Annotated in this window: 23 protein-coding genes; 17 read left to right on the top strand and 6 right to left on the bottom strand. The window is 63.9% G+C overall.

Annotation, left to right across the window (positions count from 1 at the left end):
* The first annotated feature begins 43 nt into the window (after positions 1–43).
* The 9 genes from ACZ52D_RS17960 (at position 44) to ACZ52D_RS17920 (ending at position 9714) form a co-directional block, all read left to right on the top strand.
* Positions 44–1261, top strand: coding sequence for an ABC transporter substrate-binding protein (locus ACZ52D_RS17960; protein WP_464443589.1), 1218 nt, complete (start codon positions 44–46; stop codon positions 1259–1261).
* Positions 1262–1337: 76 nt separating this feature from the next.
* Positions 1338–2258, top strand: a complete 921-nt coding sequence (locus ACZ52D_RS17955; protein WP_464443588.1) for a carbohydrate ABC transporter permease — start codon at positions 1338–1340, stop codon at positions 2256–2258.
* Positions 2258–3139, top strand: a complete 882-nt coding sequence (locus ACZ52D_RS17950) for a carbohydrate ABC transporter permease (protein ID WP_464443210.1) — start codon at positions 2258–2260, stop codon at positions 3137–3139. The genes ACZ52D_RS17955 and ACZ52D_RS17950 overlap by 1 nt, the downstream gene beginning before the upstream one ends.
* Before the next feature lie 69 nt (positions 3140–3208).
* On the top strand, positions 3209–4324 hold the full coding sequence (locus tag ACZ52D_RS17945; protein WP_464443209.1) for an ABC transporter ATP-binding protein: 1116 nt from the start codon (positions 3209–3211) through the stop codon (positions 4322–4324).
* Positions 4324–5826 (top strand): GMC oxidoreductase, encoded by a 1503-nt coding sequence (locus ACZ52D_RS17940; protein ID WP_464443207.1) that lies wholly within the window; start codon positions 4324–4326, stop codon positions 5824–5826. The genes ACZ52D_RS17945 and ACZ52D_RS17940 overlap by 1 nt, the downstream gene beginning before the upstream one ends.
* Complete coding sequence (locus ACZ52D_RS17935) at positions 5823–6581, top strand: 3-ketoacyl-ACP reductase (protein WP_464443206.1); 759 nt, start codon at positions 5823–5825, stop codon at positions 6579–6581. The genes ACZ52D_RS17940 and ACZ52D_RS17935 overlap by 4 nt, the downstream gene beginning before the upstream one ends.
* A 12-nt stretch (positions 6582–6593) precedes the next feature.
* Complete coding sequence (locus ACZ52D_RS17930; protein ID WP_464443205.1) at positions 6594–8186, top strand: GMC family oxidoreductase; 1593 nt, start codon at positions 6594–6596, stop codon at positions 8184–8186.
* Complete coding sequence (locus ACZ52D_RS17925) at positions 8183–8527, top strand: Dabb family protein (protein ID WP_464443204.1); 345 nt, start codon at positions 8183–8185, stop codon at positions 8525–8527. Before ACZ52D_RS17930 ends, ACZ52D_RS17925 begins: the two co-directional genes overlap by 4 nt.
* Positions 8528–8547: 20 nt before the next feature.
* Complete coding sequence (locus ACZ52D_RS17920) at positions 8548–9714, top strand: dihydrodipicolinate synthase family protein (protein WP_464443202.1); 1167 nt, start codon at positions 8548–8550, stop codon at positions 9712–9714.
* Positions 9715–9835: 121 nt separating this feature from the next.
* Here ACZ52D_RS17920 and ACZ52D_RS17915 read toward each other — a convergent pair whose 3' ends face one another.
* Positions 9836–10357, bottom strand: coding sequence for a winged helix DNA-binding protein (locus ACZ52D_RS17915; protein ID WP_222455486.1), 522 nt, complete (start codon positions 10355–10357; stop codon positions 9836–9838).
* Between the two features lie 201 nt (positions 10358–10558).
* On the opposite strand from ACZ52D_RS17915, the gene ACZ52D_RS17910 reads away from it, so the two are divergent.
* From ACZ52D_RS17910 to ACZ52D_RS17875, 8 genes are all read left to right on the top strand, one after another.
* The gene (locus tag ACZ52D_RS17910; RefSeq protein ID WP_464443200.1) at positions 10559–11530 is read left to right on the top strand and encodes a TRAP transporter substrate-binding protein; all 972 of its coding nucleotides are present in this window, start codon (positions 10559–10561) and stop codon (positions 11528–11530) included.
* A gap of 59 nt (positions 11531–11589) precedes the next feature.
* Positions 11590–12138, top strand: a complete 549-nt coding sequence (locus tag ACZ52D_RS17905; protein WP_464443199.1) for a TRAP transporter small permease — start codon at positions 11590–11592, stop codon at positions 12136–12138.
* Positions 12139–12147: 9 nt separating this feature from the next.
* A complete protein-coding gene (locus ACZ52D_RS17900; RefSeq protein WP_464443198.1) occupies positions 12148–13443 on the top strand; it encodes a TRAP transporter large permease in 1296 nt (431 codons plus the stop codon).
* The gene (locus tag ACZ52D_RS17895) at positions 13443–14189 is read left to right on the top strand and encodes a 5-oxoprolinase subunit B family protein (protein ID WP_464443197.1); all 747 of its coding nucleotides are present in this window, start codon (positions 13443–13445) and stop codon (positions 14187–14189) included. The genes ACZ52D_RS17900 and ACZ52D_RS17895 overlap by 1 nt, the downstream gene beginning before the upstream one ends.
* Complete coding sequence (locus ACZ52D_RS17890; protein ID WP_464443196.1) at positions 14186–15202, top strand: 5-oxoprolinase subunit C family protein; 1017 nt, start codon at positions 14186–14188, stop codon at positions 15200–15202. Before ACZ52D_RS17895 ends, ACZ52D_RS17890 begins: the two co-directional genes overlap by 4 nt.
* 9 nt (positions 15203–15211) lie before the next feature.
* Positions 15212–15985, top strand: a complete 774-nt coding sequence (locus ACZ52D_RS17885; RefSeq protein WP_417473702.1) for a LamB/YcsF family protein — start codon at positions 15212–15214, stop codon at positions 15983–15985.
* A gap of 181 nt (positions 15986–16166) precedes the next feature.
* Complete coding sequence (locus ACZ52D_RS17880; RefSeq protein ID WP_464443195.1) at positions 16167–17282, top strand: cystathionine gamma-lyase; 1116 nt, start codon at positions 16167–16169, stop codon at positions 17280–17282.
* 330 nt (positions 17283–17612) lie between these two features.
* Complete coding sequence (locus ACZ52D_RS17875) at positions 17613–19862, top strand: methyl-accepting chemotaxis protein (RefSeq protein WP_464443194.1); 2250 nt, start codon at positions 17613–17615, stop codon at positions 19860–19862.
* A gap of 54 nt (positions 19863–19916) precedes the next feature.
* Here ACZ52D_RS17875 and ACZ52D_RS17870 read toward each other — a convergent pair whose 3' ends face one another.
* The 5 genes from ACZ52D_RS17870 to ugpB form a co-directional block, all read right to left on the bottom strand.
* On the bottom strand, positions 19917–20870 hold the full coding sequence (locus ACZ52D_RS17870) for a glycerophosphodiester phosphodiesterase (protein WP_464443193.1): 954 nt from the start codon (positions 20868–20870) through the stop codon (positions 19917–19919).
* Positions 20870–21925, bottom strand: a complete 1056-nt coding sequence (locus ACZ52D_RS17865; RefSeq protein WP_464443192.1) for a sn-glycerol-3-phosphate import ATP-binding protein UgpC — start codon at positions 21923–21925, stop codon at positions 20870–20872. The genes ACZ52D_RS17870 and ACZ52D_RS17865 overlap by 1 nt, the downstream gene beginning before the upstream one ends.
* Before the next feature lie 11 nt (positions 21926–21936).
* A complete protein-coding gene (gene ugpE, locus ACZ52D_RS17860) occupies positions 21937–22788 on the bottom strand; it encodes a sn-glycerol-3-phosphate ABC transporter permease UgpE (protein WP_222455497.1) in 852 nt (283 codons plus the stop codon).
* Positions 22788–23669, bottom strand: coding sequence for a sn-glycerol-3-phosphate ABC transporter permease UgpA (gene ugpA, locus ACZ52D_RS17855; protein ID WP_222455498.1), 882 nt, complete (start codon positions 23667–23669; stop codon positions 22788–22790). Before ugpA ends, ugpE begins: the two co-directional genes overlap by 1 nt.
* 69 nt (positions 23670–23738) lie before the next feature.
* Positions 23739–25040 (bottom strand): sn-glycerol-3-phosphate ABC transporter substrate-binding protein UgpB, encoded by a 1302-nt coding sequence (ugpB, locus tag ACZ52D_RS17850; protein ID WP_464443191.1) that lies wholly within the window; start codon positions 25038–25040, stop codon positions 23739–23741.
* Positions 25041–25109 lie beyond the last annotated feature (69 nt).

Raw genomic sequence — 25109 nt, 5'->3', positions numbered from 1 at the left:
GGAGGAACTGATGACCAAATCGATCTTGAGGACCACGGCAGCGATGCTGGTTGGCCTGGCCAGCGTGAGTGCCGCATCCGCGAGCGATGTGGAGGTGCTGCACTGGTGGACCGCAGGCGGTGAAGCGGCGGCGCTCAACGTGCTGAAGGAGGACCTGCAGGGCCAGGGCATCAACTGGAATGACATGCCGGTGGCCGGCGGCGGCGGCGAAAGCGCGATGACGGTTCTGCGCGCCCGCGTCACCTCCGGCAACGCGCCGACGGCGGTGCAGATGCTGGGCTTCGACATCCTCGACTGGGCCGGGCAGGGGGCTTTGGCCGATCTCAACGCGGTCGCTGCCAAGGAAGGCTGGGACGAAGTGGTGCCGCAGGCACTGCAGGCCTTTGCCAAGCACGACGGCAAATGGGTCTCGGCCCCCGTGAACGTGCATTCGACCAACTGGGTCTGGGCCAACAAGAGCGTGCTCGATGCCAACGGCATCGATGTTCCGGCCACCTGGGAGGAATTCGAGGCAGCGCTTGCCAAGCTGTCCGAGGCAGGCGTGACCCCGATTGCCCACGGCGGCCAGCCCTGGCAGGACGCCACCGTGTTTGACGCCATCGCCATGTCCACCGGCGGCCCGGAGTTCTACAAGGCGGCCTTCGTCGACCTCCACGAGGAAGCGCTGGGTTCCGACACGATGGTCGAAGCCTTCCGCCGCATGGAGGTGATCCGCGCCAATGTGGATGACAACTTCTCCGGCCGGGACTGGAACCTCGCAACCGCGATGGTCGCGAATGGCGAGGCTGCCTTCCAGCTGATGGGCGACTGGGCCAAGGGCGAGTTCCTGAACGCAGGCCTGGTGCCGGGCTCCGACTTCCTGTGCTTCCGCTTCCCGGGCACCCAGGATCAGGTCACCTTCAACGCCGACCAGTTCGCGCTGTTCGATCAGGGCGGCGACGTGTCGGCCGAGCAGGCGGCGCTGGCCAGCGCGATCCTGTCGCCCTCCTTCCAGTCTGCCTTCAACGTGGTCAAGGGTTCGGCGCCTGCCCGCACCGACGTGAGTGACGAGGCCTTCGACGTCTGCGGCAAGCAGGCCATCGCGGATCTCGCCAATGCGGCGTCCACCGGCAACCTCTACGGCTCGATGGCGCATGGCCACGCGGCGCCCGCCAGCGTGAAGAACGCGATGTATGACGTCATCACCGCGCATTTCAACGGCGAGTTCGACGCCGAAACCGCCGCGGCCGAGCTCGTCGACGCCGTGTCGATCGCCAAATAGCGCGCTGCACCCGGGCCGGGGCCAAATTCGGCTCCGGCCTTCCGAACAACGCAAGAAAAGGGGGGATGCCATGACCATGCAGATCACTGATCCTGCGGTCAGGCACACGGCGCGAGCCAGGCCCGACTACCGCACCCGACTGCAGAACTGGATACCGAAGCTGGTGCTCTCGCCCTCGCTCGCGCTGATCCTGGTCTTTGTCTACGGGTTCATCTTCTTCACCGTCTACCTCAGCTTCACCGACAGCCGCCTGCTGCCGACCTTCGGCTGGGTGGGCTTCGAGAACTACGAAAAACTGTTCCGCCTGCGGCATTGGGACATTGCCGTCACCAACCTGGTGATCTTCTCGGGGCTGTATATCGCGCTCTGCACCGCCATCGGCTTGATGCTGGCGATCTTCCTCGACCAGAAGATCCGCGGCGAAAGCGTGCTGCGGCCGATCTTCCTCTACCCGATGGCGCTGAGCTTCATCGTCACCGGCACCGCCTGGAAATGGTTCCTCGATCCCGGCATCGGGCTGGAGCACACCATGCATCTCTGGGGCTGGGAGAGCTTCAGCTTCGACTGGATCAAGAACCGCGATTTCGCGATCTACACGGTGGTTCTTGCGGCGGTCTGGCAGTCCTCGGGCTTCGTGATGGCGATGTTCCTGGCCGGTTTGCGCGGCATCGACAACGAGATGCTGAAGGCCGCGCAGATGGACGGGGCCAGCAACTGGCAGCTTTACCGCCGCATCATCATCCCGCAGCTGCGGCCTGCCTTCCTGTCCGCCTTCGTGATCCTCAGTCACCTGGCGATCAAGTCCTATGACCTCGTGGTCGCGCTGACTGGCGGCGGGCCGGGCCGGGCCACCGAAGTGCCCGCGACCTTCATGTACTCCTACACCTTCACCCGGAACCAGATGGGCATCGGCGCAAGCTCGGCGGTGATCATGCTGCTGACCATTGTCGCGATCATGGTTCCCTACCTCTACTCCGAGCTGCGGGAGAAAAAGTGATGTCCGTTGCAAGCTCTGACACCGCCGTGCGCACCGGGCGCATCACCCGCACCTTCCTCTACCTCGTGCTGCTGTTGTTTGCGCTGTTCTACCTGCTGCCCTTCGGGGTGATGCTGGTGAACTCGGTGAAACCGCTCGAGGAGATCACCGGCGGCAACATGCTGGCGCTGCCGCAGACGCTGACCCTTCAGCCCTGGTTCGAGGCTTGGGCCACCGCCCAGATAGGGGTGGAGCCGACCGGCCTGCGCCCCTACTTCTGGAACTCGATCAAGATGGTGGTGCCCGCGGTTGCGACCTCGACCATCCTGGGCGCGCTCAACGGCTACGTGCTGACCAAATGGCGCTTCAAGTATGACACGCTGATCTTCGGCTTCATGCTGTTTGCCTGCTTCATCCCGTTCCAGATCGTGCTGATCCCGATGGCCCGGATGCTTGGCCTCAGCGGCCTGGCCGGATCGACCGCGGGGCTGGTGTTCGTGCATGTGATCTTCGGGCTCGGCTTCACCACGCTCTATTTCAAGAACTACTACCAGGTGTTCCCGACCGAGCTGATCCGCGCGGCACAGATCGACGGGGCCGGCTTCTTCCGGATCTTCCAGCGCATCCTGCTGCCAAGCTCGGGGCCGATCATCGTGGTCAGCGTCATTTGGCAGTTCACCAACATCTGGAACGACTTCCTGTTCGGCGCCTCCTTTGCCGACCTGGACAGCCAGCCGATGACCGTGGCGCTGAACAACCTGGTGCAGTCCTCGACCGGGGTGAAGCAGTACAACGTGCATTTCGCCGGCGCCATCCTCGCCGCCCTTCCCACCCTGATCGTCTACATCGTGGCCGGCCGCTACTTCGTGCGCGGGCTGATGGCGGGCTCGGTCAAGGGCTGACGGCAACACTTACCTGCGGCCGGGCACCTGCCCGCCCGGCGGCTTCGGCAACCAATCGGGAGAAACCCCATGGGCTTTCTTGACATCAGCAACGCGACCAAATCCTACGGCTCGCTCGAAGTTCTGCACAAGGTCGACATCCAGGTCGAGGAGGGCGAATTCCTGGTCCTCGTCGGGCCGTCGGGCTGCGGCAAATCCACCCTTCTGAACATGATCGCGGGGCTGGAGGAGATCACCACCGGCGAGATCGCGATCAAGGGCACGGCAATGAACGGCGTGCACCCCTCCAAGCGCAACATCGCGATGGTGTTCCAGTCCTATGCGCTCTACCCCAACATGACCGTGGGGGAGAACATCACCTTCGGCCTCGAAATGCACGGCGTGCCCAAGCCCGAGCGCGAAAAGGCCAAGGCGCAGGTGGCAAAGCTGCTGCAGATCGAGCAGCTTCTGGACCGCAAGCCCGGCCAGCTCTCCGGCGGCCAGCGCCAGCGAGTCGCCATGGGCCGGGCGCTGGTACGTGATCCGGACGTGTTCCTGTTCGACGAGCCGCTGTCGAACCTCGATGCCAAGCTGCGCGTCGACATGCGCACCGAGATCAAGAAACTGCACCAGGAGCTGGGCACCACCATCGTCTATGTCACCCACGACCAGATCGAGGCGCTGACGCTCTCGACCCGGATCGCGGTGATGAACGGCGGCTACGTGCAGCAGCTCGGCACGCCCAAGGAGATCTACGACACCCCCGCGAACCTGTTCGTGGCGACCTTCATGGGTTCGCCCTCGATGAACCTGGTGCCCGTCAGGATCGTGGAGCAGGGCGGCGGGCTCGCGGCAGAGACCTTCAATGCGGCCGGTGACACCGTGTATCTGCCGTTCTCCGCGCCGTCGGCCGAGCTCAGGTCCTACGCGGGCCAGACCATCACCCTCGGCTTCCGCCCCGAAGCCTTCACCGACCCGGGCGGCGCCGACCGCGATGCGGGCAATATCGTCGAGCTCGACAGCGAGGTGGTGGTGACCGAACCGGCGGGCTCGGATACCTTCGTGATGACCGTTCTGGGCGGCACCGAGTGCAACGCGCGGATGCGGGCGGACGTGCAGGTGCGGCCGGGCGACATCACCCGGTTTGCGCTCAACATGGACAAGGCTGTCGTCTTCGATCCGAAAACCGAGAAGCGCATTCCCTGATGAGCCAGCCTGCGGATATCGTGATCATCGGCTCGGGGATGGGCGGCGCCACCATGGCGGCGGCGCTGGCCCCCTCGGGGCGGCGGATCGTCATCCTCGAACGCGGGGAGGCCCTGGCCGACACCCCCGCGGCGCGCGATGACGTGGCGATATTCCGCGACGGGGTGTTCCGGCCGGAGGAGCAGTGGCTCGACGGGAAGGGGCACCCCTTCAACCCCGGCAATTACTACTGCGTCGGGGGCAACAGCAAGTTCTACGGCGCGGTGCTGCTACGCTACCGGGCCGAGGATTTCGCCGAGATGCGCCACCTCGGCGGCATCTCCCCGGCCTGGCCAGTGACATATGCCGAGTTCGAGCCCTGGTATCAGGCGGCGGAGGAAATGTTTCAGGTGGCAGGCGACGCGGGCGAGGACCCGACCGAGCCGCGCCACTCCGGCGCCTACCCGCGCCCGCCCATCGCCGATGAGCCGTCAATCGCGAAGCTGCGCGGATACCTTCAGAAGGCAGGCGTCACCCCGTCCTCGCTGCCACTTGGCGTCGACATTGACGCCTGGCTGGAACGCGCGAAAACCCCGTGGGATGCCTTCCCCGACACCACCGGTGCGAAAAAAGATGCCCAGACCGTTCCGCTGCAAAAGGCCCTCTTCCACCCAAATGTCTCGCTTGAGACCGGCTGTCTGGTGGAGCGGTTGGAGGCGGATGCGGGCGGGCGGATCAGCAGGGTTCTCTATACGCAGGGCGGGACTGCCCGGACGCTGGAACCGCAGCTTGTGGTGCTGGCGGCGGGCGCGGTGAACTCGGCAGCACTCTTGCTGCGCTCGCGTAATGACGCGCGGCCTGACGGGCTGGCCAACAGCTCGGGGCAGGTCGGGCGCAACTTCATGAATCACAACTGCACCGCCGTGCTGGCGCTGCACCCGTTCCGCGTAAACACCGCAGTCTACCAGAAGACGCTGCAATTCAATGACTTCTACCTCTCTGGCGGGCCGAAGAACGCGCCCTTGGGCAATGTGCAGCTCTTGGGCAAGATCTCCGCCAACATCCTCGCAAGCCAATCCGGCCTGCCGCGCTGGATGGCGGGCATGATCGCGCGGCGCTCGGTCGACTGGTACGTGATGAGCGAGGATCTGCCCGACCCCGAAAGCCGCGTCACGGTCGAGGGCGGACAGATCCGGCTCGACTGGAAACGCTCCAACTGGCGCACCCACGAAGCGCTGGTCAAGCGCGCCAAGGCGGTGTTCCGCAAGGCGGGCTACCCGCTTGTCCTGTCGCGCGCCTTCGACCGGCGCACGCCCTCGCATCAATGCGGCACCGCCCGCTTTGGCGCAGACCCGCGCCAAAATGTGCTCGACCTCTATTGCCGGTCGCACGACCACTCAAACCTCTACGTGACGGACGCGAGCTTCCTGCCGTTGTCCGCCGCCGTGAACCCCGCCCTGACCATCGCCGCGCAGGCCCTGCGCGCCGGGGCGCATATCAAGGAAAGGATGCAAGCCGCATGAGCAGTTTGGCTTTGATCACCGGAGGCCAGAAAGGCATTGGCCTCGGCATCGCGCGCACTCTGGTTGCCGAGGGCTGGCGAGTGGCGCTGGCTTCCTCCTCCGCGGCGGACACGGACGCCGTGCATGCCGCGCTGGAGGAACTGGGACCGGCCGCGCGCTACTACCAGCACGACCTGCGCGACACCGCGGCCGTCCCGGACCTGTTCGCGCGCGTCACAGCGGAGCAAGGCGCGGTGCAGGCGCTGGTCAACAACGCGGGCGTGCCCGCCCGGGTGCGGGGCGACATGCTGGAAGTCGAGCCGGAAAACTTCGACTTCACCATGGACATCAACCTGCGCGGCGCCTTCTTCCTTGCGCAATACGCCGCCCGGCACATGCTGCAGCAGGGACGGGACGCCTACCGCTCGATCGTCTTCGTGACCTCGGTGAGCGCGCAGATGGCCTCGGTCGAGCGCGCGGAATACTGTATCTCCAAGGCAGGTGCCGGCATGATGGCGCAGCTGTTTGCCGCGCGGCTGGCGGGGGAGGGGATCGGCGTCTTCGAGATCCGCCCGGGCATCATCCAGACGGGCATGACCGAGGGCGTGAAGGACAAGTATACCGCCCGGATCGAGGACGGGCTGGTGCCCGCGCGGCGCTGGGGGCTGCCGTCGGACATCGCCGAGGCGGTGCTGCCGATGGTCGAGGGGAAGATGCAATTTGCCAATGGTGCGGTGGTGCCGGTCGACGGCGGCCTGTCCATCCACCGGCTGTGAGGACGTCCGGATATGGCTGAAGAGTTTGATTTCATCGTGGTCGGCGGCGGCTCTGCCGGATGCGTGGTGGCGGCGCGGCTGAGCGAGGACCCGAATGCGCGGGTGCTCCTGCTCGAAGCGGGCAGCCGCGACTGGAACCCGCTGTTCCACTTTCCGGCCGGTTTTGCCAAGATGACCAAGGGCATCGGCTCCTGGGGCTGGTCGACGGTGCCGCAGCGCCACATGAAGAACCGGGTGTTCAACTACACCCAAGCCAAGGTGATCGGCGGCGGCTCGGCGGTCAACGCGCAGGTCTACACCCGCGGCAACGCGCAGGACTATGACGAGTGGCGGCAGATGGGCTGCGACGGCTGGTCCTACGAGGACGTGCTGCCCTATTTCCGCAAGGCCGAAGACAACGACACCTATAACGACCGCTACCACGGCCAGGGCGGCCCGCTCGGCGTGTCGCAGCCGGTGGCGCCGCTGCCGATCTGCGAAGCCTATTTCGCCGCCGCGGCCGAGCTGGGCATTCCGCTGAACAAGGACGTGAACGGCGAGCGCCAGGACGGGGTCGCCTATTACCAGCTCACCCAGCGGAACGCGCGCCGCTCCTCCGCCGCGATGGCCTATCTGGCGCCGATCCGCAGCCGCCGCAACCTCACCCGCCGCACCGGCGCCCAGGTCGCGCGGATCAACGTGGAGGCGGGCCAGGCGCGCGGCGTCACGCTCACCGACGGCACCCGCCTGCATGCTGCAAACGAGGTGATCCTCTCGGCCGGCGCCATCGGCTCGCCGCGGCTGCTGCAGCTTTCGGGCATCGGGCCTGCGGACCATCTGCGCAGCCTCGGCATCGATGTGAAGCTCGACCAGCCCAACGTGGGGGAGAACCTGCAGGATCACCTGGACCTCTACGCGATCTGCGAGGTCACCGGTCCGCACACCTATGACCGCTATGCAAAGCTGCACAACACCGCGCTGGCCGGTCTGCAATACCTGCTGACCCGCAAAGGGCCGGTCGCCTCCAGCCTGTTCGAGACCGGCGGCTTCTGGTACGCTAATCCGGACGCGCGCTCGCCCGATATCCAGTTCCACCTCGGGCTTGGCACCGGGATCGAAGCCGGGGTGGAGGAGATGCCGAACGGCGGCGTCACGCTCAACTCCTGCTACCTGCGCCCGCGCTCCCGCGGGACCGTGCGCCTGCAAAGCGCCGACCCCGCGGCCGCGCCGCTGATCGACCCCAACTACCTGCAGGACCCGCAGGACCGGGAAATGTCGATCCGGGGACTGAAGCTGACGCAGGAAATCCTCGCGCAGGAGCCGCTGAAACCCTTCGTGCGCCGCGAGCATCTGCCGGGGCCGGAGGTGAAGACGGACGACGAGTATTTCGACCACATCTGCCAGCACTCCAAGACCTCGCACCACTGCGCGGGTACCTGCCGGATGGGATCGGACAACGGTGCGGTGGTGGACACCCAGCTGCGCTTCAACGGGATCGCCGGTCTCCGGGTCGTGGACAATTCGATCATGCCCACGGTGATCTCCTCCAACACCAACGCCGCCGCCATCATGATCGGCGAGAAGGCCGCGGACATGATCTCACAGCAATACGGGATGGCCTCATGATCCGGCACATCGTTCTCATCCGCTTCCGCGCGGACATCACCGAAGCCGAAGTCGCGGACATCTTTGCGGAGCTGCACGGCATTGAAGGCAAGATCCCGGGCCTCCTGTCAATCACCTCGGGCCGCAGCGAAAGCCCTGAGAAGATCGAGCGCGGCTACTTGCACGGCTTCACCGCCGATTTCACCGATTGGGCCGCGCTAGAGGCCTATCAGATCCACCCCGCCCACAAGAAGCTGGGCGCGCGCCTGGTGGAAAACGCAGTGGGCGGGCTGGACGGCATCCTCGTTTTCGATCTGCCCGCCGATCTTCCGGCCGACCTGCCTTCTGGCGCCCCGGCGTGACGCCTGCGAAAGGACTTACCATGACACTCACACTGCCCACCTACGACAACGGCCTTGCGCCTTATCAGCTCACCGGCACGCCCTTGCAGCCCCGCGCGCCGGAAACCGCTTGGACCCGCACCGCCTTTGCCGCCGCGCATGTGGTCTCGGACCCCTTGGCCGAGCGCGACCCCTGGCAGGGCCGCCCCGCCGTCGACTGGGAAAACACGCTGCGCTTCCGGCACGGGCTCTGGGACCAGGGGCTGGGGCTGGCAGAGGCGATGGACACCGCGCAGCGCGGCATGGGGGTGGACTGGCTCACCGCGAAGGAACTGATCGAGCGCACGATGGCCGAGGCCAAGGCGCACCCGCTGAAACCGCGTGTCGCTTGCGGGGCCGGAACCGACCAGATGGCGGCGGAAGATCTGAATTCCGAAGACGCCATCGTCGCCGCCTATGCCGAGCAGATGGAAGCGATCGAGGCCGCGGGCGGGCAGGTGATCCTGATGGCAAGCCGCGCCATGGCCGCGCTGAAAGGCGATCCGGAGGTCTACGCGCGGGTCTATGACCGGCTGATCTCGCAGGCCTCCGGCCCAGTGATCCTGCATTGGCTGGGCGACATGTTCGACCCGGCGCTCACCGGTTACTGGGGTGCTGCGGGTCTCGACGCGGCGGCGGACAGCGTGCTGTCGATCATCGAAACCCATGCGGCCAAGATCGACGGCATCAAGATCTCTCTTCTGGAGCAAAGCCGCGAGGAGGCCTTCCGCGCGCGTCTGCCCGACGGCGTGCGGCTTTATACCGGGGACGATTTCAACTACGCCGCGCTGATCGAGGGCGACGGTTGCCATTATTCCCACGCGCTTCTGGGCATCTTCGCCGCCATCGCCCCCGCCGCGGCGCAGGCGCTGGACGCGCTGGCCGAGGGCGATACCGCCACCTTCCATGCGCTCTTGGAGCCGACGGTGCCGCTCTCGCGCGAGATCTTCAAGGCGCCGACGCAGTTCTACAAGGCGGGCATCGCTTTCCTCGCCTGGCTCAACGGCTGGCAGAGCCACTTCATCATGCCCGCTGGCTTCCAGTCCGCGCGCGAGATTACCCACTACGCCGAGGTCTTCCGCCTCGCCGACCGCGCCGGGCAGCTGCGCGACCCGGAGCTGGCCACCGCCAGAATGCGGCAGTTGCTTCAGCTTCACGGTATCGAATAGGACACCGGCGTGAAGCCCGGCCGCGACTTTCGCCTGCGGGGTTTTGATGATACCTAGAGGCGCAGCAGACTGCGCCGCTTCTTTCCCGGCACACCTGCCCGCAGGTCGAGATTGGGGCTGTCTAGAGGGAAGCCGCGGCGCGGCTTGCCTGGTCGTAGTGACCCGACAGCGCCCGCAAACTGCGCGCCAGTTCCCGCAGGTCTTTGCCCTGCAGTTCGGTGCCGACGAGCCCGTCGAGCAGGCATTGCCGCCGCACGTCACGGTAGGCGGCACAGAGGGCAGCGCCTTCGGGGGAGGTGCGGTAGAACACTTCCTTGCCGCGTTTCTCGGAGGTCAGGAGTTCGGCTTTCAGAAGCTTGCGCAGGCCGTAGTTCACCGTATGGCTGTCTTCGATGTTCAGAAGGAAGCAAATGTCGGACAGACGCTTGTCCTTGCTGCGGTGATTGACGTTGTGCAGGATCAGAATTTCCAGCGGACTCAGGTCCGGCTGCCCGGCCGCCGCCATGCAGCGGGTGGTCCAGCGCGAGAATGCGTTGAAGGCGACAATCAGGCCGTACTCCAGTTCCGACAGCTCCCAGCCCTCGCCGTCGGCGAGATGGCGGGAAGAGACGATTCGGCGAGACTCCGGTTTGTTTTCAGCCATTGATTGCCCCTTTTTTGTCGGCAAAACCCCGGCGTTTTGCTGGCGTCATTTATAAAACGACAAATAATCAAGGAGATCAAGCAGGCGTAGAGCCGGGCTGAGCTGGCTTGAGGGAGGCGGTAAAACGGCATCGGGCCATAACGTTGACAAAATGTCAGCGTTATGGGTACGATATGGCAATAACCGTATTGGGAGGTAAAAATGCAGATTACACGTATGCTGGGCGGCGCCCTCGCCGCATTCACCGGGCTGGCCATGTCGGCGCAAGCCGCAACCTGGGACATGCCGACGCCCTATCCGGACGCGACATTCCACACCAAGAATATCGCTGAGTTTGCAAGCGACGTTGCCGAGGCCACCGATGGCGGACTGGAGATCAAGGTCCATTCCGCGGGTTCGCTGTTCAAGCACCCCGAAATCAGCAAGGCCGTGCGCAGCGGCCAGGTTCCGATCGGCGAGTTCTTCCTGTCGCTCCTGGCCAATGACAACCCGGCCTTCGGCGCCGACTCCTTGCCGTTCCTGGCAACCAGCTATGAAGAGGCTGAGCGTCTGTGGACGGCCCAGAAGGACGTGATCGACGGTCTGCTGGACGAACAGGGGCTGATGGCGCTCTATGCCGTGCCGTGGCCGCCGCAGGGGCTGTATACCACCAAGGAAATCAACAGCGTCGAGGATCTGGCAGGTCTGAAGTTCCGCACTTACAACGCCACGCTGGAGCAGTTTGCGAACCTCGCGGGCGCCGCGCCCACCCAGGTTGAGGTTCCGGACATCCCGCAGGCGTTCAGCACCGGCCGGGTCGAGGCGATGATCACCTCGCCCTCCACCGGGGTGAACTCCAAGGCGTGGGACTTCCTGACTCATTATACCGACATTCAGGCCTGGATCCCCAAGAACATCGTGGTGGTGAACAAGCGCGCCTTCCGTCGCCTGGACGAGGCCACCCAGACTGCGGTTCTGGAAGCCGCGGCCGCAGCTGAAGCGCGCGGCTGGGAGATGAGCCGGGCCGAAACCGCGAGCCAGATCGAAGTGCTGAAGGAAAACGGCATCACCGTGTCCGAACCCTCGGCGGAGCTGATCGAAGGTCTGCGCGCAATCGGCGCCCAGATGCTGGACAGCTGGAAAGGCGAGGCTGGCGAGGCCGGTGCCACCCTGCTGAACGCTTATCAGCAGTAACCTTAACACGGCCGGGCGCCCAGTGCGGCGTTCGGCCTCCTTGGGGAGGAGGAGCAGCCATGCGGCTTCCGCTCGATTTCATATACCGTGCGGCCGGCGGGCTGGCAGCACTGTTCATCGTGGCCATCGTGGCGCTGGTTTTCGCGCAGGTGTGCCTGAACCTTGCCGACAAGATTGCGGTTGCCGTGACCGGCAGCGGCGTCGGGCTGACAATCCCGTCTTACGCAGATTTTACCGGCTTTTTCCTGGCGGCCTCCACCTTTCTGGCCCTGGCCTATGCGCTGCGCGCCGGGGGCCATATCCGGGTGACGCTGGTGACAAACCGGCTGTCGGCCCGCATCCGTCGCGGGGTTGAAATCGCGGTGGCCCTGCTGGCGCTGGTGATGAGCGGTTACGCCACCTGGTACATGGGACTGCTCTGGCTGGAGTCTCTGGAATTTGGCGACCGCAGCTCGGGCATGGTGTCGGTGTCGCTGTGGCTGCCGCAGACGCCGGTTGTGCTGGGCCTTGCCATCCTCACCATCGCGCTTGCGGACGAGCTGATCTGCATGCTGCGCGGCGCGCTGCCCTCCTGGGAGGGCAAGGGCGAAAATCTTCTGAGCGAATAGGGGATCATCATGTCGGTTGCCGCGCTTTCCATCATTCTCCTGTTCCTACTGTTCCTGTTCCTGGGCGCCGGTCTGTGGGTGGCCTTTGCCCTCTTGGGCGTGGGCATCGCTGCCATGGCGCTGTTCACCGAGGCGCCGCTGGGGCTGGTGATGGCCACCACCATGTGGGGCCACAGCAACTCCTGGGCTTTGGCGGCGCTGCCGTTGTTCATCTGGATGGGCGAAATTCTGTTCCGCTCGCGCCTGTCGGAGGACATGTTCACCGGCCTGTCGCCCTGGATGAACCGGCTGCCCGGGCAGCTGCTGCACGTAAATGTATTTGCCTGCGGCATCTTTGCTGCCGTGTCGGGGTCGTCGGCCGCCACCGCCGCCACCATCGGCAAGCTGTCGATCCCGGAGCTGGCGCGCCGCGGCTACCCTGAAAAGCTGGTGATCGGCACCCTGGCGGGCTCCGCCACGCTGGGCTTGCTGATCCCGCCCTCGATCATCCTGATCGTCTATGGCGTGGCGACCGAGCAATCCATCGCCCGTCTGTTCGTCGCGGGCGTGCTGCCGGGCGTGCTGCTGGTTGGCCTGTTCGTCGGCTACGTGGTGGTCTGGGCGTTGCTGAACCGCAGCAAGCTGCCGACCGAGGACATCGCCGCCACCTTCCGCGAGAAGCTGATGCGCGCTCGCAGACTTTTGCCGGTGGTGCTGCTGATCGGCGGCGTGATTGGCTCGATCTATGCGGGCATTGCCTCGCCCACCGATGCCGCCGCCGTTGGCGTGGTGCTCGCACTGCTGCTGTCGTGGCAGTCCGGCTCACTTACCCGCGAAAGCTTCACCGCGGGGCTGATGGGGGCGACAGTCACCTCCTGCATGATCGCGTTCATCCTTGCGGGGGCGTCCTTCCTCACCGTGGCGATGGGCTTTACCGGCATTCCGCGCATTCTGGCAGAGTGGATCGGCTCCCTGAACCTCTCGACCTTCACCCTGCTGGCAGCGCTGACCATCTTTTTCGTGATCATGGGCTGCTTCCTTGACGGTATTTCGGTGGTGGTGCTCACTGCCTCGGTGATCATGCCAATGGTGCTGGAAGCGGGCATCGATCCCTTGTGGTTCGGCATCTTCCTGGTGATCGTGGTGGAGATGTCGCAGATCACCCCCCCGGTCGGTTTCAACCTGTTCGTGCTGCAATCGCTGACCGGGCGGGACATTCTGACCGTCGCCAAAGCGGCGTTGCCGTTCTTCTTCCTGATGATCGTGGCGCTGGTGCTGATCGTGTTGTTCCCCTCAATCGTAACCTACCTGCCGGAGCAGATGTGATGGCTCAGGCGCGTGTGGAAACATCTGTTCCCGAGATCCGCACGGTGGGTGTGGACGGGATGCTGGTAAGCTTTGGCAGCCGCCTGAGTGAGCCGGCCAACCGCGCCGCGCTGGCCTTCCGTGCGGCCTTGGCAAAGGAAAGCTGGGACGGGGTCGAGGAAGTGTCGAGCTCGCTGGTTTCTGCCTATGTGCGGTTTGACCTGCGGCATTTGAATCATGCTGATTTGCGGACGCGGTTGGAGAATCTTCTGGCACAGCGCGACTGGTACGCGGCCGGGCTGCCCGACAAGCGCCGCCTGTGGCGGATCCCGGCTGTCTTCGGCACGGATCTGGCACCTCAGCTGCCGCAGGCCGCAGAGGCAGCTGGCATGACCGAAGCAGAAGCGGTGGCCTCGCTGTCGTCAGCGCGGGTGCGGGTGCAGACCATCGGATTTGCCCCGGGTCAACCCTATCTGGGTGAGTTGCCCGAGGCCTGGGACATCCCGCGCCAGAGCCAGCTGACCTCCCGCATCCCTGAGGGTGCATTGGCGGTGGCGATCCGCCAGCTGGTCCTGTTCTCGGTCGCAACGCCAACCGGTTGGATGCACGCAGGCCAGACCGCGGTGCGGCTGTTCCGCCCCGAAGCGGAGGAGCCGTTCCTGCTACGCCCTGGCGATGAGGTGCAGTTTACCTCCATCACACCGGAGGAGTTGCAGGGTTTGAGGCGCGATCCGCTGGGCGGCGCCAAGGCGGAGGATCTGGCATGACCGGAACTCTGACAATTCTGCGCGCCGGACCGGGGTTGACGGTTCAGGACGGCGGCCGGACCGGCTGGCTGGAATACGGTGTCTCCCGTGGCGGCGCCGCCGACCGGCTGGCGCTGGCCGAGGGCGCGGCTTTGCTGGGGCAGGGCGCGGATCTGGCGGCAATCGAGATGGCCGGGATGGGCGGCGAGTTTCAGGCGAACACGGATCTGCGGATTGCGCTGACCGGCGCGCCGATGCGGGCCAGCATCGACGGCGCCGCCGTGGCTTGGAACGCCAGCCACCTGCTGCCCGCAGGGGCGCGGCTGACAATTGGTGCGGCGCGCAGCGGTAGCTACGGCTATCTGCATGTTGGCGGCGGCTTTCAGGCGCCGGAGCATCTGGGCGCTCGCTCGGCGCATCTGGCCGCGGGTATCGGTGCGCCGCTGGCTGAAGGTGATGAGCTGGAGGTCGGCCCAGACACTGGGCGTACCACTGGCTTGGGCCTTGTGCCGGAAGACCGGTTTGAGGGCGGCCTCGTGCGGGTCGTCGCCAGTCTGCAGACCGCGCTGTTTCCAGACGCCGAATTGAAGCGCTTTGAGCAGACCACCTTTCGCCGCGGCGCGCGCGGCAATCGCATGGGTGTGCCGATGGAAAGTGACGGCGAGGGGTTCCGGACAGAAGGCGCGCGCTCTGTCGTGTCCGAGGTGATCGTGCCCGGCGACATTCAGGTGACCGGTGACGGCACGCCCTATGTGCTTCTGGCCGAAAGTCAGACCACTGGCGGCTATCCGCGGATCGGGACGGTGGTGCCCTGCGATCTGCCGCGGCTGGCACAGGCGGCAGCAGGCGTGGCTGTGCAGTTCCGCTTCATTCCCCTGGACGAAGCGGTCGAGCTGGAACGCGCGGAGGCCGAGCGTCGCAAGGGTCTGCGCAGCCAGTGTGTTCCGCTGATCCGCGATCCGCGCACCATGACCAACCTGCTGTCCTATCAGCTGATCAGCGGGGCAATTGCCCGCGAAGAAGATGTTCTGTGAGGAAATGACATGACCCGAACTGTCGATCTGAATGCCGATATGGGGGAAAGCTTTGGTGCCTGGTCGCTGGGCGATGACGCCGGGTTGCTGGATATTGTGACCTCGGCGAACATCGCCTGCGGCTATCACGCGGGTGATCCTGACGTCATGGCCGCGACGATGAAGATTGCGGTTGCCAACGGCACCGGCATCGGCGCGCACCCAGGGTTTCCCGACCTTCAGGGCTTTGGACGTCGTCGCATGTCGGTGCCGAATGAGACCCTTGGGAACATGGTTCGCTACCAGCTCGGCGCGGCTCAGGCGATGGCGCGCGCGGCAGGCGGCGAGGTGCGGCACCTAAAACTGCACGGAGCCCTGGCGAACATGGCTTCCGAGAACGTGGAGATGGCCCGCGCCTGTTACGAGGCGGCTTTGTCGGTTGATCCGGAGATCATCGTGATGGTCTTGGCCGGCACTGCGCAGCAGCAGGCGGCGCAGGAACTGGGCTGCAAAACTGCATGTGAGATCTTCGCCGACCGAGCCTACAACAATGATGCCACATTGGTCGACCGCAGCCTGCCGGGTGCGGTGATCCATGACCCGGCTGAGGCGGGGCGGCGCATGGTGGACATGGTGCGCGAAGGCGCCATCATCACGGCTGACGGTACGCGTATTCCAACGCGGATCGATACCATCTGCCTGCATGGCGACACGCCGACGGCCCTGGCGATTGCGCAGGCTGTTCGCGGTGCGCTGCTGGAAAGCGGCGTCAGCCTTGCTCAATTCGAGGGCGCAAAGGTCTAAAGCACCGGCAGACCGACCGCCAAGGTCGGTCTGCGCGGGTTTTGAACACATTTCCCTCGCGGTCGCCGCAACGGGCGGCCTGCAGCCCCAAATATCGGGCGTGACGATATCCTTTGATTTCCTTTTGCATCCCCGCGGGTTAACAATCCCGTGGAATAAGCGTCAGCACGAGGGACAGACCATGGATACCCCCACCGCCCCAAAAGCCGGAGCCATGCTGCATTTGCGTGGCAATACCCTGTCCGAGGGGGATCCGGTGGCTCTGCCGCTCACGCAAAGCTCGATGTATCATCTGCCGGGCGATTGGTCGGGGGGACCCAGCTACGGCAGGGCCGACAATGCGACCTGGGAGCATCTTGAACATGTTCTGGCCTACCTGGAGGACGCGCCGGTGCTGGCCTATCCTTCCGGCATGGCGGCAATTTCCGCGTCTCTCTTTGCCTGCGTCAAGGCTGGATCCCGGATCCTGATCCCCTCGGATGGCTACTATGTCACCCGTCGGCTGAGCGAACGCTTCCTTGCGCAGCTGGGCGTCGAGGTTGACCAGCGCCCCAGTGCCAGCTTCGCCGAGGGTGGTTTCGCGGGCTACGATGTGGTCTTTGCCGAGACGCCTTCGAACCCCGGTCTGGAACTCTGCGACTTGCGCGCCGTTTCGCAGGAAGTGCATGCCGCGGGCGGCATTCTGATCGTCGACAACACCACGATGACCCCGTTGGGCCAGCGTCCTCTGGAGCTGGGAGCGGATGTGGTTGTTGCCTCCGACACCAAGGCACCGGGTGGTCATTCCGATGTTCTGATGGGCCACCTGGCGACCCGGAACCCCGACATCCTTCAGGCCGCGCGCGAGTGGCGTCAGTTTGGCGGTGGCATTCCCGGTCCGCAGGAGGCCTGGCTTGCGCATCGCGGGCTTGAGACGCTGGAACTGCGGTTTGACCGAATGTGCAATACCGCAGAACTTCTTGCGGAGCGGCTGGCGGCCCATCCCAAAGTGGGCAGTGTCCGCTATCCAGGGTTGCCGCAAGATCCTGCGCATGCGCTGGCCAAACGGCAGATGGCGCGTTTCGGGTTCCTGATCTCGCTGACGCTTGACAGTGCCGAGCAGGCCGATGCCTTCATCAACGGCTGCCCGCTGCTGCGCGCGGCGACGTCATTTGGGGGTGTGCACAGTTCTGCCGAACGGCGCGCGCGCTGGGGGGATGATGTCGCTCCGGGTTTCGTGCGGCTGTCGGTCGGTACCGAACCGGCCGAGGAACTGTGGAGCGCCATCGCGGCATCGCTTGACGCGCTGGACAGCTGACTCTGGCGGGCGCAACCCTCCGCTGCAGAGTGATTAGAATTGAAGGGACCCGAACCGCCGAGGTCACGCCCGGCGGGTTGTCGGGGCGGGTGATTTCGCGTTGCCGGTCGGGAAACATTGAAAGTCTATAAAATATCCCAAGGATAACAGAGGTCTACCGCGCTTGCCCGACCTTCTGGGGGATTTGTTGGCGTGTCAGCCCTGTCGGAAGGCGCAAGCTGGCGAGATTTTTCGCCTGATTTACGATATACGTTTTGTCAGGGAATTCCTGTCTAGGCTGCTCAAATCCCGGATCCATGCCGGAATCCGCCTTGCAGGAGTTTGCCTCGTATGTCCCGTTTGCCGCGTCTGACCAAATTGCCGCTGAAGCTGAAACTGCCGTTGATCATGGTAGCGTTGACCGGCGCCTTTCTGGTGACCGTGTCCTTGCTGGTCTATTCGGTCGCCGAGCGCAGTATCCGTGAAAACGCCTTCTCGGCGCAGGAGATTGAGGCGAAATCCGGCGCCCAGGCGCTGTCTTTCCTGATCAAGGCTGCACGCTCGGACGTGTCCAGCCTTGCAGGGCAGCCGGCGGTGTTCCGCGCCATCAGCAATTTCGAGCGTGTGATCGGCATGGTCGAAGAGGCCGATCCGGTCGCGTATCTGAAACAGACCTATGCAGCGGAGAACCCTCATCCCGCCCATCAGCGGGAGGAGCTTCTGGATGCCGGTGACGGCAGCTACTACAACCAGTCGCATGTGACCTACCATCCTACATTCCTGCAAAGCCTGCGGCTGAACGGCTACCAGGATCTGTACCTGATCAGTGCCGCGGGGCAGGTCGTCTATTCGGTACGCAAGCAGGGCGATTTCATGACAGCGGTTCAGGATGCGCCGAAGAGTGGACTGGCGCAGGTTTTCAACGCCGCGCTGGAGGCTGAGCCCGGAACCGTGGTGACCGCGGATTTTGCCAGCTATGCCCATAGTGCCGATGGTGTGGCTGCCTTCATGGCCGCTCCGGTATTTACCAAGAGCAAGAAGATTGCAGGTGTCATTGCAGTGCAGTTCGGAAGCGCGGGCGTTGTTAATGCCCTGACCAGCAATCTGTCGGGGGACAGCCACCAGAACATCTTCGTGGTCAGCGCCGATGGCAAGGCGCGCAGCCCTTCCTCGGTGTCGGGTCTGTTCCCGATCCTTGAACCGCTGGGGCAGACGCCGCAGATCCAGGCTGCCATGGCGCGTGAGCGCGGACAGTTTCTGGCCGACACTTCCAGCCTCGGCAAACCGGCGATCGCCATGGTGTTGCCGCTGGAACTGCCAGGTCTCGACTGGTCGCTGGTGCTGGAAACCGATACGCTGACGGCTTTTGCGGCTGTCGAACGGATCCGGTTGACCGCGGCGGTGCTGATCGGTGTGGCGCTGCTTGCGGCTGTCGCAGTTTCCTGGCTGGCAGCGCGTAGTGTGACGCGGCCGGTGCATGGCCTGCGCGAGGCAACAAATGCTCTGGCTGACAGTCAGTACGACACTCTGATTCCGGGGCGGGATCGCGGCGATGAGCTGGGCGATCTGGCCCGTAGTCTCGACAGCTTCCGCGGCAAACTGAAAGAGGCGGATGCTGCAGCTGCCCGCGAGGTCGAAGCTGCGCGCCACACGGCGGCGGTGGTCGATAGCATGAGCGCGGCCCTGGCCGAATTGCAGCGCGGCAATCTGGCCTGCGATATCGAAGTCCCGTTCGATGGTCAGTACGAAACCCTGAGAGAGAACTTCAATCGCAGTCTTTGCCGGTTGCGCAGTTCGCTGGCAGAGGTTGTCGGAGCGGCGCAGAATGTCGGACGGTTCTCCGAGGAGCAGCGCGGTGCGGCCACTGAGATGGCGCATCGAACCGAAAGTCAGGCCGCAACGCTGGAGGAAACGGCGACGGCAATCCGGGACCTGACCGGCAGCATTCGCGCCACCGCGGATCGGGCCGGCCGGATGGACGAGACCATGCGCGGCGCGCGCACCGAGGCGGAGCAGAGCACCGAAGTGGTGACCTCCGCCGTCGAGGCAATGGACCAGATCCAGGCCGCGTCGGCAGAGATCTCCAAGATTATCAACCTGATTGACGACGTGGCCTTTCAGACCAACTTGCTGGCGCTCAATGCCGGTGTCGAGGCGGCGCGTGCGGGACCGGCAGGGGCGGGCTTTGCGGTTGTTGCGTCGGAGGTGCGGGCACTGGCCCAGCGGGCGTCCAATGCGGCGGGGAAGATCAAGGCGCTGACCAACGCCAGCGAGGAACATGTGGCCAACGGTGTTTCCATGGTTGGACGCGCGGGCGATGCGCTGAACAGCATCATCTCGCAGGTTGCCGATGTATCCGGCCTGGTCAGTGAGATTGCCGAAGGTGTGCGCAGTCAGTCCCTGGGGCTGGAAAAGATCGATGGCGCGATGCATCAGCTGGACAATATGACCCAGCAGAATGCTGCGATGGCCGAGGAAGGCGCAGCGTCGAGCCAGCTGTTGCAGAACGAGGCGCATAGCCTGTCTGCGGTGGTTGGCCAATTCGAGCTTGGCCATCCAAGCGAGGCCGCGCAGCCGACACCACTTCGTCGTATCGCCTGATCGATCAGGCCGGAAACCGGAAGGCGGCGCATTGCGCGCCCTCCGGTTTTCAGTTCAAGCCACCGTCGGGGCGACTTGCCAATGCAGGCCGTTGCGTCGCAGCAGGTGCTGCACCCGTCCGGGATAGTCCGTGCAGATCGCGTCCACGCCCAATTCGATCATGCGAGATATGTCCGCAGGCTCGTTTGCGGTCCAGACCACGGTGATCAGGCCCAGTTCACGGGCTCGGGCCAGGGACTCGGCGGTAATGTCGAGAAAGTAGGGACACCAGAACTGACCACCAGCCGCGGCCACCTTGTCCGGTAGCTCCAGCGCGGTAAAACCCTCGACCGGGTTGACTGCCTTGGAGGAATCCTCGCCGACGTCGTCCTCATTCTCGGGCATCTGAGTGAGGAAGGAGGCGGGCATCTCTGGTGCCAGCCGCTGACAATCCGCCAGAAGATCCCAGTCGAAACTGTGCAGAACCGTGCGATTTTGAACCTCTGCCGCCCGCACCTCGGCCACCACGGCCTGCACCAGCGTGTTGCGCGCAGCGCTGTCGGCCATCAGGTCAGGATCGGACTTGATTTCCAACAGCAGGTGGACGCCTTGGTGCTGTTCTTGCTGAAGCAATGTCAGCAACTCCGACAGGCGCGGGATGCGGGTCTGTTCCAGGAACCCCTGATCGGGGAAGCGCATGCCATAGGCGCTGCGGCTGTCCAGCCCGCCCACGTCATAGGGGCGCAGTTCGTCGTAGGTCAGCGCTGACACCTTGGGCGGTGAGCCTTGCAGCCAGTTGCCGTCGCCATCGCGCACCATAGAGGGGGTCAGATGGTGATTGTGGGTGATCACCACCACCCCGTCGCGGGTGGCGGTGACGTCCAATTCCAGGAGCGAGACACCGGACTGCATCGCGAATTCGAAGCCCGCGATGGTGTTCTCCGGCAGCACCCCGCGTGCGCCGCGGTGACCGACCAGACGGATCACGCCCGGCGCGGCAGTGAAGGCGGCAAGTTGGGGAAAGACCATCAGTCTGCCAACCGCTTGCCGCTGGCGGCGTCGAACAGGTGGCTGCGCTCGGCGGGCACCGCAAAGCGGCGCAGCGTGCCGGGTGCATCGGTGGCATGTCCCGGCACGCTGGCGACCAGAGTGTGGTCAGTGCCCTGCAGACGCCCGTGCAACAGGGTGTTGGCGCCCAGTTGTTCCAGCATGTCGATCTGGATTGCGATTGGGCCGGCTTCATCCGCTTGCAGATGCTCGGGGCGAATGCCAAAGGTGGCCTGGCCGGAATGCTGTCCCATTACGGGCACTTGGGCACCGCCGGGCAGGACGGCTTGGCCGTTCTGGACCTCCGCAGGCAGGAAATTCATCGCCGGGCTGCCGATGAACCCCGCAACGAAGACCGAAGCAGGCCGATCATAGAGTTCGATCGGTGTGCCGAACTGTTCGACATAGCCGCCATTCAGCACCATCAGCCGGTCGCCCAGCGTCATCGCCTCAACCTGATCGTGGGTCACGTAGATCGAGGTCACGCCGAGGCGCTGTTGCAGCTTGCGGATTTCCAGCCGCATCTGCACCCGCAGTTTGGCATCCAGGTTCGACAGCGGCTCGTCGAACAGGAACACCTGCGGGTCGCGCACGATGGCGCGGCCCATGGCAACCCGCTGGCGCTGGCCGCCGGACAGCTGCCGCGGCTTGCGGTCAAGATACTGTTTGATCTCAAGGATTTCCGCCGCCTCTTCTACGCGGCGGTTGATTTCTTCCTTCGAGAGTTTGCGGATCTTGAGCCCGTAAGCCATGTTCTCGCGCACCGACATATGCGGGTAGAGCGCGTAGTTCTGGAACACCATGGCGATGTCACGGGAGGCGGGCTCCAGTTCGTTCACCCGTTTGCCGCCAATGGCGATCTCGCCCGAGGTCACGGTTTCCAAGCCTGCGATCATACGCAGAAGGGTGGATTTGCCGCAGCCCGAGGGGCCGACAATGACGATGAACTCGCCATCCTTGATGTCGCCTTCGATGTGGTGCAGCACCTCGGTCGGCCCGTAGGATTTCACCAGATCTTTGAGTTGAATATCTGCCATGTCTCGGCGCCTTACTTATCGGTTTCCGTCAAGCCCTGCACAAAGAGCTTTTGCATTGCGATGACCACGAAGACTGGCGGGATCATCGCCAGAAGGGCCGTGGCCATGATGATGTTCCACTGCGGGCTTTGCTCTGCAGCCTCCAGCATCTGCTTGATCGACATCACGATGGTGGTCATCGAGGTGTCCGTGGTGATCAGGAGCGGCCAGAGGTACTGGTTCCAGCCGTAGATGAAGAGGATCACGAAGAGCGCCGCGATATTGGTACGCGACAGCGGCAGCAGGATGTCGAAGAAAAACCTCAGCGGCCCGGCGCCATCGATCCGCGCACTTTCCAGCATCTCATCCGGGACCGTCAGGAAGACCTGGCGGAACATGAAGGTTGCCGTTGCCGAGGCAATCAGCGGCACCGACAGGCCCCAGTAGCTGTTGAGCATGCCCAGATCTGCTACTACCTCAAAGGTGGGCAGGATGCGGACCTCGACCGGCAGCATCAGGGTGATGAAGATCATCCAGAAGAAGGTCATCCGGAAGGGGAACTTGAAATAGACGATCGCAAATGCCGACAGCAGCGAGATGATGATCTTTCCGGTTGAGATCATCAGCGCCATTGCCAGAGAGTTCAGCAGCATCAGCCAGACCGGCGCACCCTCCGTGCCGCTGAGTCCGGAGCCGAACAGGGTCTGCTTCATGTTGGTAAGGAAATGATCGCCGGGCCACATAGGCAATGGGGCCTGGCCCATGCGCAGCGGGTCATGGGTGGCGGCAACAAAGGTGATCCAGACCGGCAGCGCAATGGCGATGACGCCGAGCACCAGCACCAAATGGGTCAGGAAAGTTGCGAAGGGGCGGTTTTCGACCATCAGTATTCCACCTTTCTTTCAACAAAGCGGAACTGGACCACGGTCATGGCGATGACCAGAACCATCAGAACCACCGATTGTGCGGCGGAGCCGCCGAGGTCGAGCCCGACAAAGCCGTCGTTGAACACCTTGTAGACCAGGATGGTGGTCGAGGTGCCGGGGCCACCCTGGGTCACCGCGTGGATGATGCCGAAGGTTTCGAAGAAGGCGTAGACCATGTTGATGACCAGCAGGAAAAACGTGGTGGGGGAGATCAGCGGGAAGATGATCGTCCAGAACCGCCGCGCCGGGCCTGCGCCGTCAATGGCTGCTGCCTCGATCACGGAATTCGGGATCGACTGCATCGCGGCAAGGTAGAACAGAAAATTGTAGGCGACCTGTTTCCAGGCCGCGGCCATGATGACCAGCGCCATGGCCTGATTTCCGCTCAGATAGTGGTTCCAGGTTATGCCCACCATTTCCAGGAAATAGGGAAATATCCCGAGAGTGGGGTTGAACATGAACACCCAGAGCGCACCCGCCAGAACCGGCGCCACAGCATAGGGCCAGATCAGGAGTGTGCGATAGAACATCGCGCCGCGCACAACCCGTTGGGCAAAGCCCGCCAGGATCAGGGCAGTGCCCATCGACAGGGCCGCCACCAGCAGTGAAAACACCGCCGTGCGTTGGAAACTGGCGAGATAATGGCTGTCGGTCAGCAGTTGCTCGAAATTCTCGAACCAGACAAATTCCGTGCCGAGGCCAAAGGCGTCCTCGATCAGGAACGACTGGTACATGGCCTGGCTGGCGGGCCAGAGAAAGAACACCAGCGTGATGATGATCTGCGGTGCCACCAAGAGGTATGGCAGCAGCGAAGAAGGGAAATGCACCCGTTTGAGCATGAAGCCCCCAATCATAAAAAGCCCTGCCGCCCGTGATTGGGAGCGGCAGGGCCGGGTCGTCAGGATGGATTACTTGGCCGAACGTTCAAAGCGACGCAGCAGGTCGTTGCCGCGTTCCACGGCTGCATCCAGTGCTTCCTTTGCCGTCTTCTCGCCGCCCCACAGTGCTTCCAGCTCTTCGTTGATCACGTCGCGGATCTGCACGAAGTTACCGTAGCGGATGCCGCGGCTGTTGGCGGTGGGGGTGTTCAGGCTCAGCTGCTTGATGGCAGTATCGGTGCCGGGGTTCTTTTCATAGAAGCCCTGCTCCTTGGACAGCTCGTAAGCGGCGGTTGTGATCGGCACATAGCCGGTCTCCTGATGCCACCAGGCCTGTACTTCGGGCGACGACAGGTAGCTCAGGAACTTGGCCGTGCCCTTGTATTCTTCCTCGTCGTGACCGGCCAGCACCCACAGGGTTGCACCACCGATGATGGAGTTCTGCGGGGCGTCCGCGATCTTGGTGTCCAGCGGCAGCATGGTCTGGCCGAACTCGAAATCCGCCTGCTCCGAAATCGAGCCGTAGTAGGCGGAGGAGTTCATCCACATGCCGCAGTCGCCATTGGTGAACATCGGCAGGCTGTCGCCGCGACGGCCACCGTAAACGAACAGACCTTCCTTGCCCATGTCGGCAATGTCGTCCAGACGCGCAGCGACCTTGTCGTTGTTGAAGGTCAGCTCGGTGTCAAAACCGCCAAAGCCGTTTTCCTTGGTGCCGGACGGCAGGTTGTGCCAAGCGGAGAAGTTCTCGATCATCACCCAGGATTGGTAGCCAAAGGAGACGCCGCATTTCATGCCGTTGTCGACCAGCTTCTGCGAAGCGGTGCGGACCTCTTCCCAAGTGGTGGGCACGTCGGCGCCAGCGGCATCCAGCGCGTCCTTGTTGTACCACAGGACCGGAGTGGAGCTGTTGAAGGGCATCGACAGCAGCTCGCCTTCGGGGGTCTCGTAGTAAGAGACCACGGCGGGCAGGAAGGCGTCACCGTCGAACGGCTCGCCTGCGTCCTTCATCAGCTGTTCGACCGGGTAGACGGCGCCCTTGGCAGCCATCATGGTGGCAGTGCCAACCTCGAAGACCTGTACGATCTCGGGGTGTTCCTTGGCACGGAAGGCCGCGATTGCCGCGGTCATGGTCTCGGTATAGTTGCCTTTGTAGACGGGTACGACCTTGTACTCATCCTGGCTGGCGTTGAAATCTTCGGCGATCTTGTTGACCCGTTCGCCGTTGGTGCCGCCCATGGCGTGCCACCACTGAATTTCGGTTTCTGCAAATGCGGTGCTACCAGCAACGGCCACGACCGCCGAGGCGCTGAGAATAGATTTGATGGACATGAGCTGTACTCCCAAGGTTGGCTCTGCGCCTAGGTTTTGAGCGAGTCAGCAAATAATTCAAGCAAAAGT

Source organism: Leisingera sp. S2M4 (genome assembly GCF_055398055.1).
Note: the sequence above shows the minus strand (reverse complement) of the source record. Positions and strands in the feature narration are given on the sequence as shown.

Bases quoted from the DNA above. Each gene is read 5' to 3' on its own strand.
- ACZ52D_RS17875 (WP_464443194.1), top strand. From the start codon at position 17,613: ATGTCCCGTTTGCCGCGTCTGACCAAATTGCCGCTGAAGCTGAAACTG.
- ugpB (WP_464443191.1), bottom strand. From the start codon at position 25,040: ATGTCCATCAAATCTATTCTCAGCGCCTCGGCGGTCGTGGCCGTTGCT.
- ugpA (WP_222455498.1), bottom strand. From the start codon at position 23,669: ATGCTCAAACGGGTGCATTTCCCTTCTTCGCTGCTGCCATACCTCTTG.
- ACZ52D_RS17865 (WP_464443192.1), bottom strand. From the start codon at position 21,925: ATGGCAGATATTCAACTCAAAGATCTGGTGAAATCCTACGGGCCGACC.
- ACZ52D_RS17945 (WP_464443209.1), top strand. From the start codon at position 3,209: ATGGGCTTTCTTGACATCAGCAACGCGACCAAATCCTACGGCTCGCTC.
- ACZ52D_RS17960 (WP_464443589.1), top strand. From the start codon at position 44: ATGCTGGTTGGCCTGGCCAGCGTGAGTGCCGCATCCGCGAGCGATGTG.
- ACZ52D_RS17890 (WP_464443196.1), top strand. From the start codon at position 14,186: ATGACCGGAACTCTGACAATTCTGCGCGCCGGACCGGGGTTGACGGTT.
- ACZ52D_RS17955 (WP_464443588.1), top strand. From the start codon at position 1,338: ATGCAGATCACTGATCCTGCGGTCAGGCACACGGCGCGAGCCAGGCCC.
- ACZ52D_RS17950 (WP_464443210.1), top strand. From the start codon at position 2,258: ATGTCCGTTGCAAGCTCTGACACCGCCGTGCGCACCGGGCGCATCACC.
- ACZ52D_RS17935 (WP_464443206.1), top strand. From the start codon at position 5,823: ATGAGCAGTTTGGCTTTGATCACCGGAGGCCAGAAAGGCATTGGCCTC.
- ACZ52D_RS17905 (WP_464443199.1), top strand. From the start codon at position 11,590: ATGCGGCTTCCGCTCGATTTCATATACCGTGCGGCCGGCGGGCTGGCA.
- ACZ52D_RS17925 (WP_464443204.1), top strand. From the start codon at position 8,183: ATGATCCGGCACATCGTTCTCATCCGCTTCCGCGCGGACATCACCGAA.
- ACZ52D_RS17915 (WP_222455486.1), bottom strand. From the start codon at position 10,357: ATGGCTGAAAACAAACCGGAGTCTCGCCGAATCGTCTCTTCCCGCCAT.
- ACZ52D_RS17900 (WP_464443198.1), top strand. From the start codon at position 12,148: ATGTCGGTTGCCGCGCTTTCCATCATTCTCCTGTTCCTACTGTTCCTG.
- ACZ52D_RS17930 (WP_464443205.1), top strand. From the start codon at position 6,594: ATGGCTGAAGAGTTTGATTTCATCGTGGTCGGCGGCGGCTCTGCCGGA.
- ugpE (WP_222455497.1), bottom strand. From the start codon at position 22,788: ATGGTCGAAAACCGCCCCTTCGCAACTTTCCTGACCCATTTGGTGCTG.
- ACZ52D_RS17885 (WP_417473702.1), top strand. From the start codon at position 15,212: ATGACCCGAACTGTCGATCTGAATGCCGATATGGGGGAAAGCTTTGGT.
- ACZ52D_RS17910 (WP_464443200.1), top strand. From the start codon at position 10,559: ATGCAGATTACACGTATGCTGGGCGGCGCCCTCGCCGCATTCACCGGG.
- ACZ52D_RS17880 (WP_464443195.1), top strand. From the start codon at position 16,167: ATGGATACCCCCACCGCCCCAAAAGCCGGAGCCATGCTGCATTTGCGT.
- ACZ52D_RS17895 (WP_464443197.1), top strand. From the start codon at position 13,443: ATGGCTCAGGCGCGTGTGGAAACATCTGTTCCCGAGATCCGCACGGTG.
- ACZ52D_RS17920 (WP_464443202.1), top strand. From the start codon at position 8,548: ATGACACTCACACTGCCCACCTACGACAACGGCCTTGCGCCTTATCAG.
- ACZ52D_RS17870 (WP_464443193.1), bottom strand. From the start codon at position 20,870: ATGGTCTTTCCCCAACTTGCCGCCTTCACTGCCGCGCCGGGCGTGATC.
- ACZ52D_RS17940 (WP_464443207.1), top strand. From the start codon at position 4,324: ATGAGCCAGCCTGCGGATATCGTGATCATCGGCTCGGGGATGGGCGGC.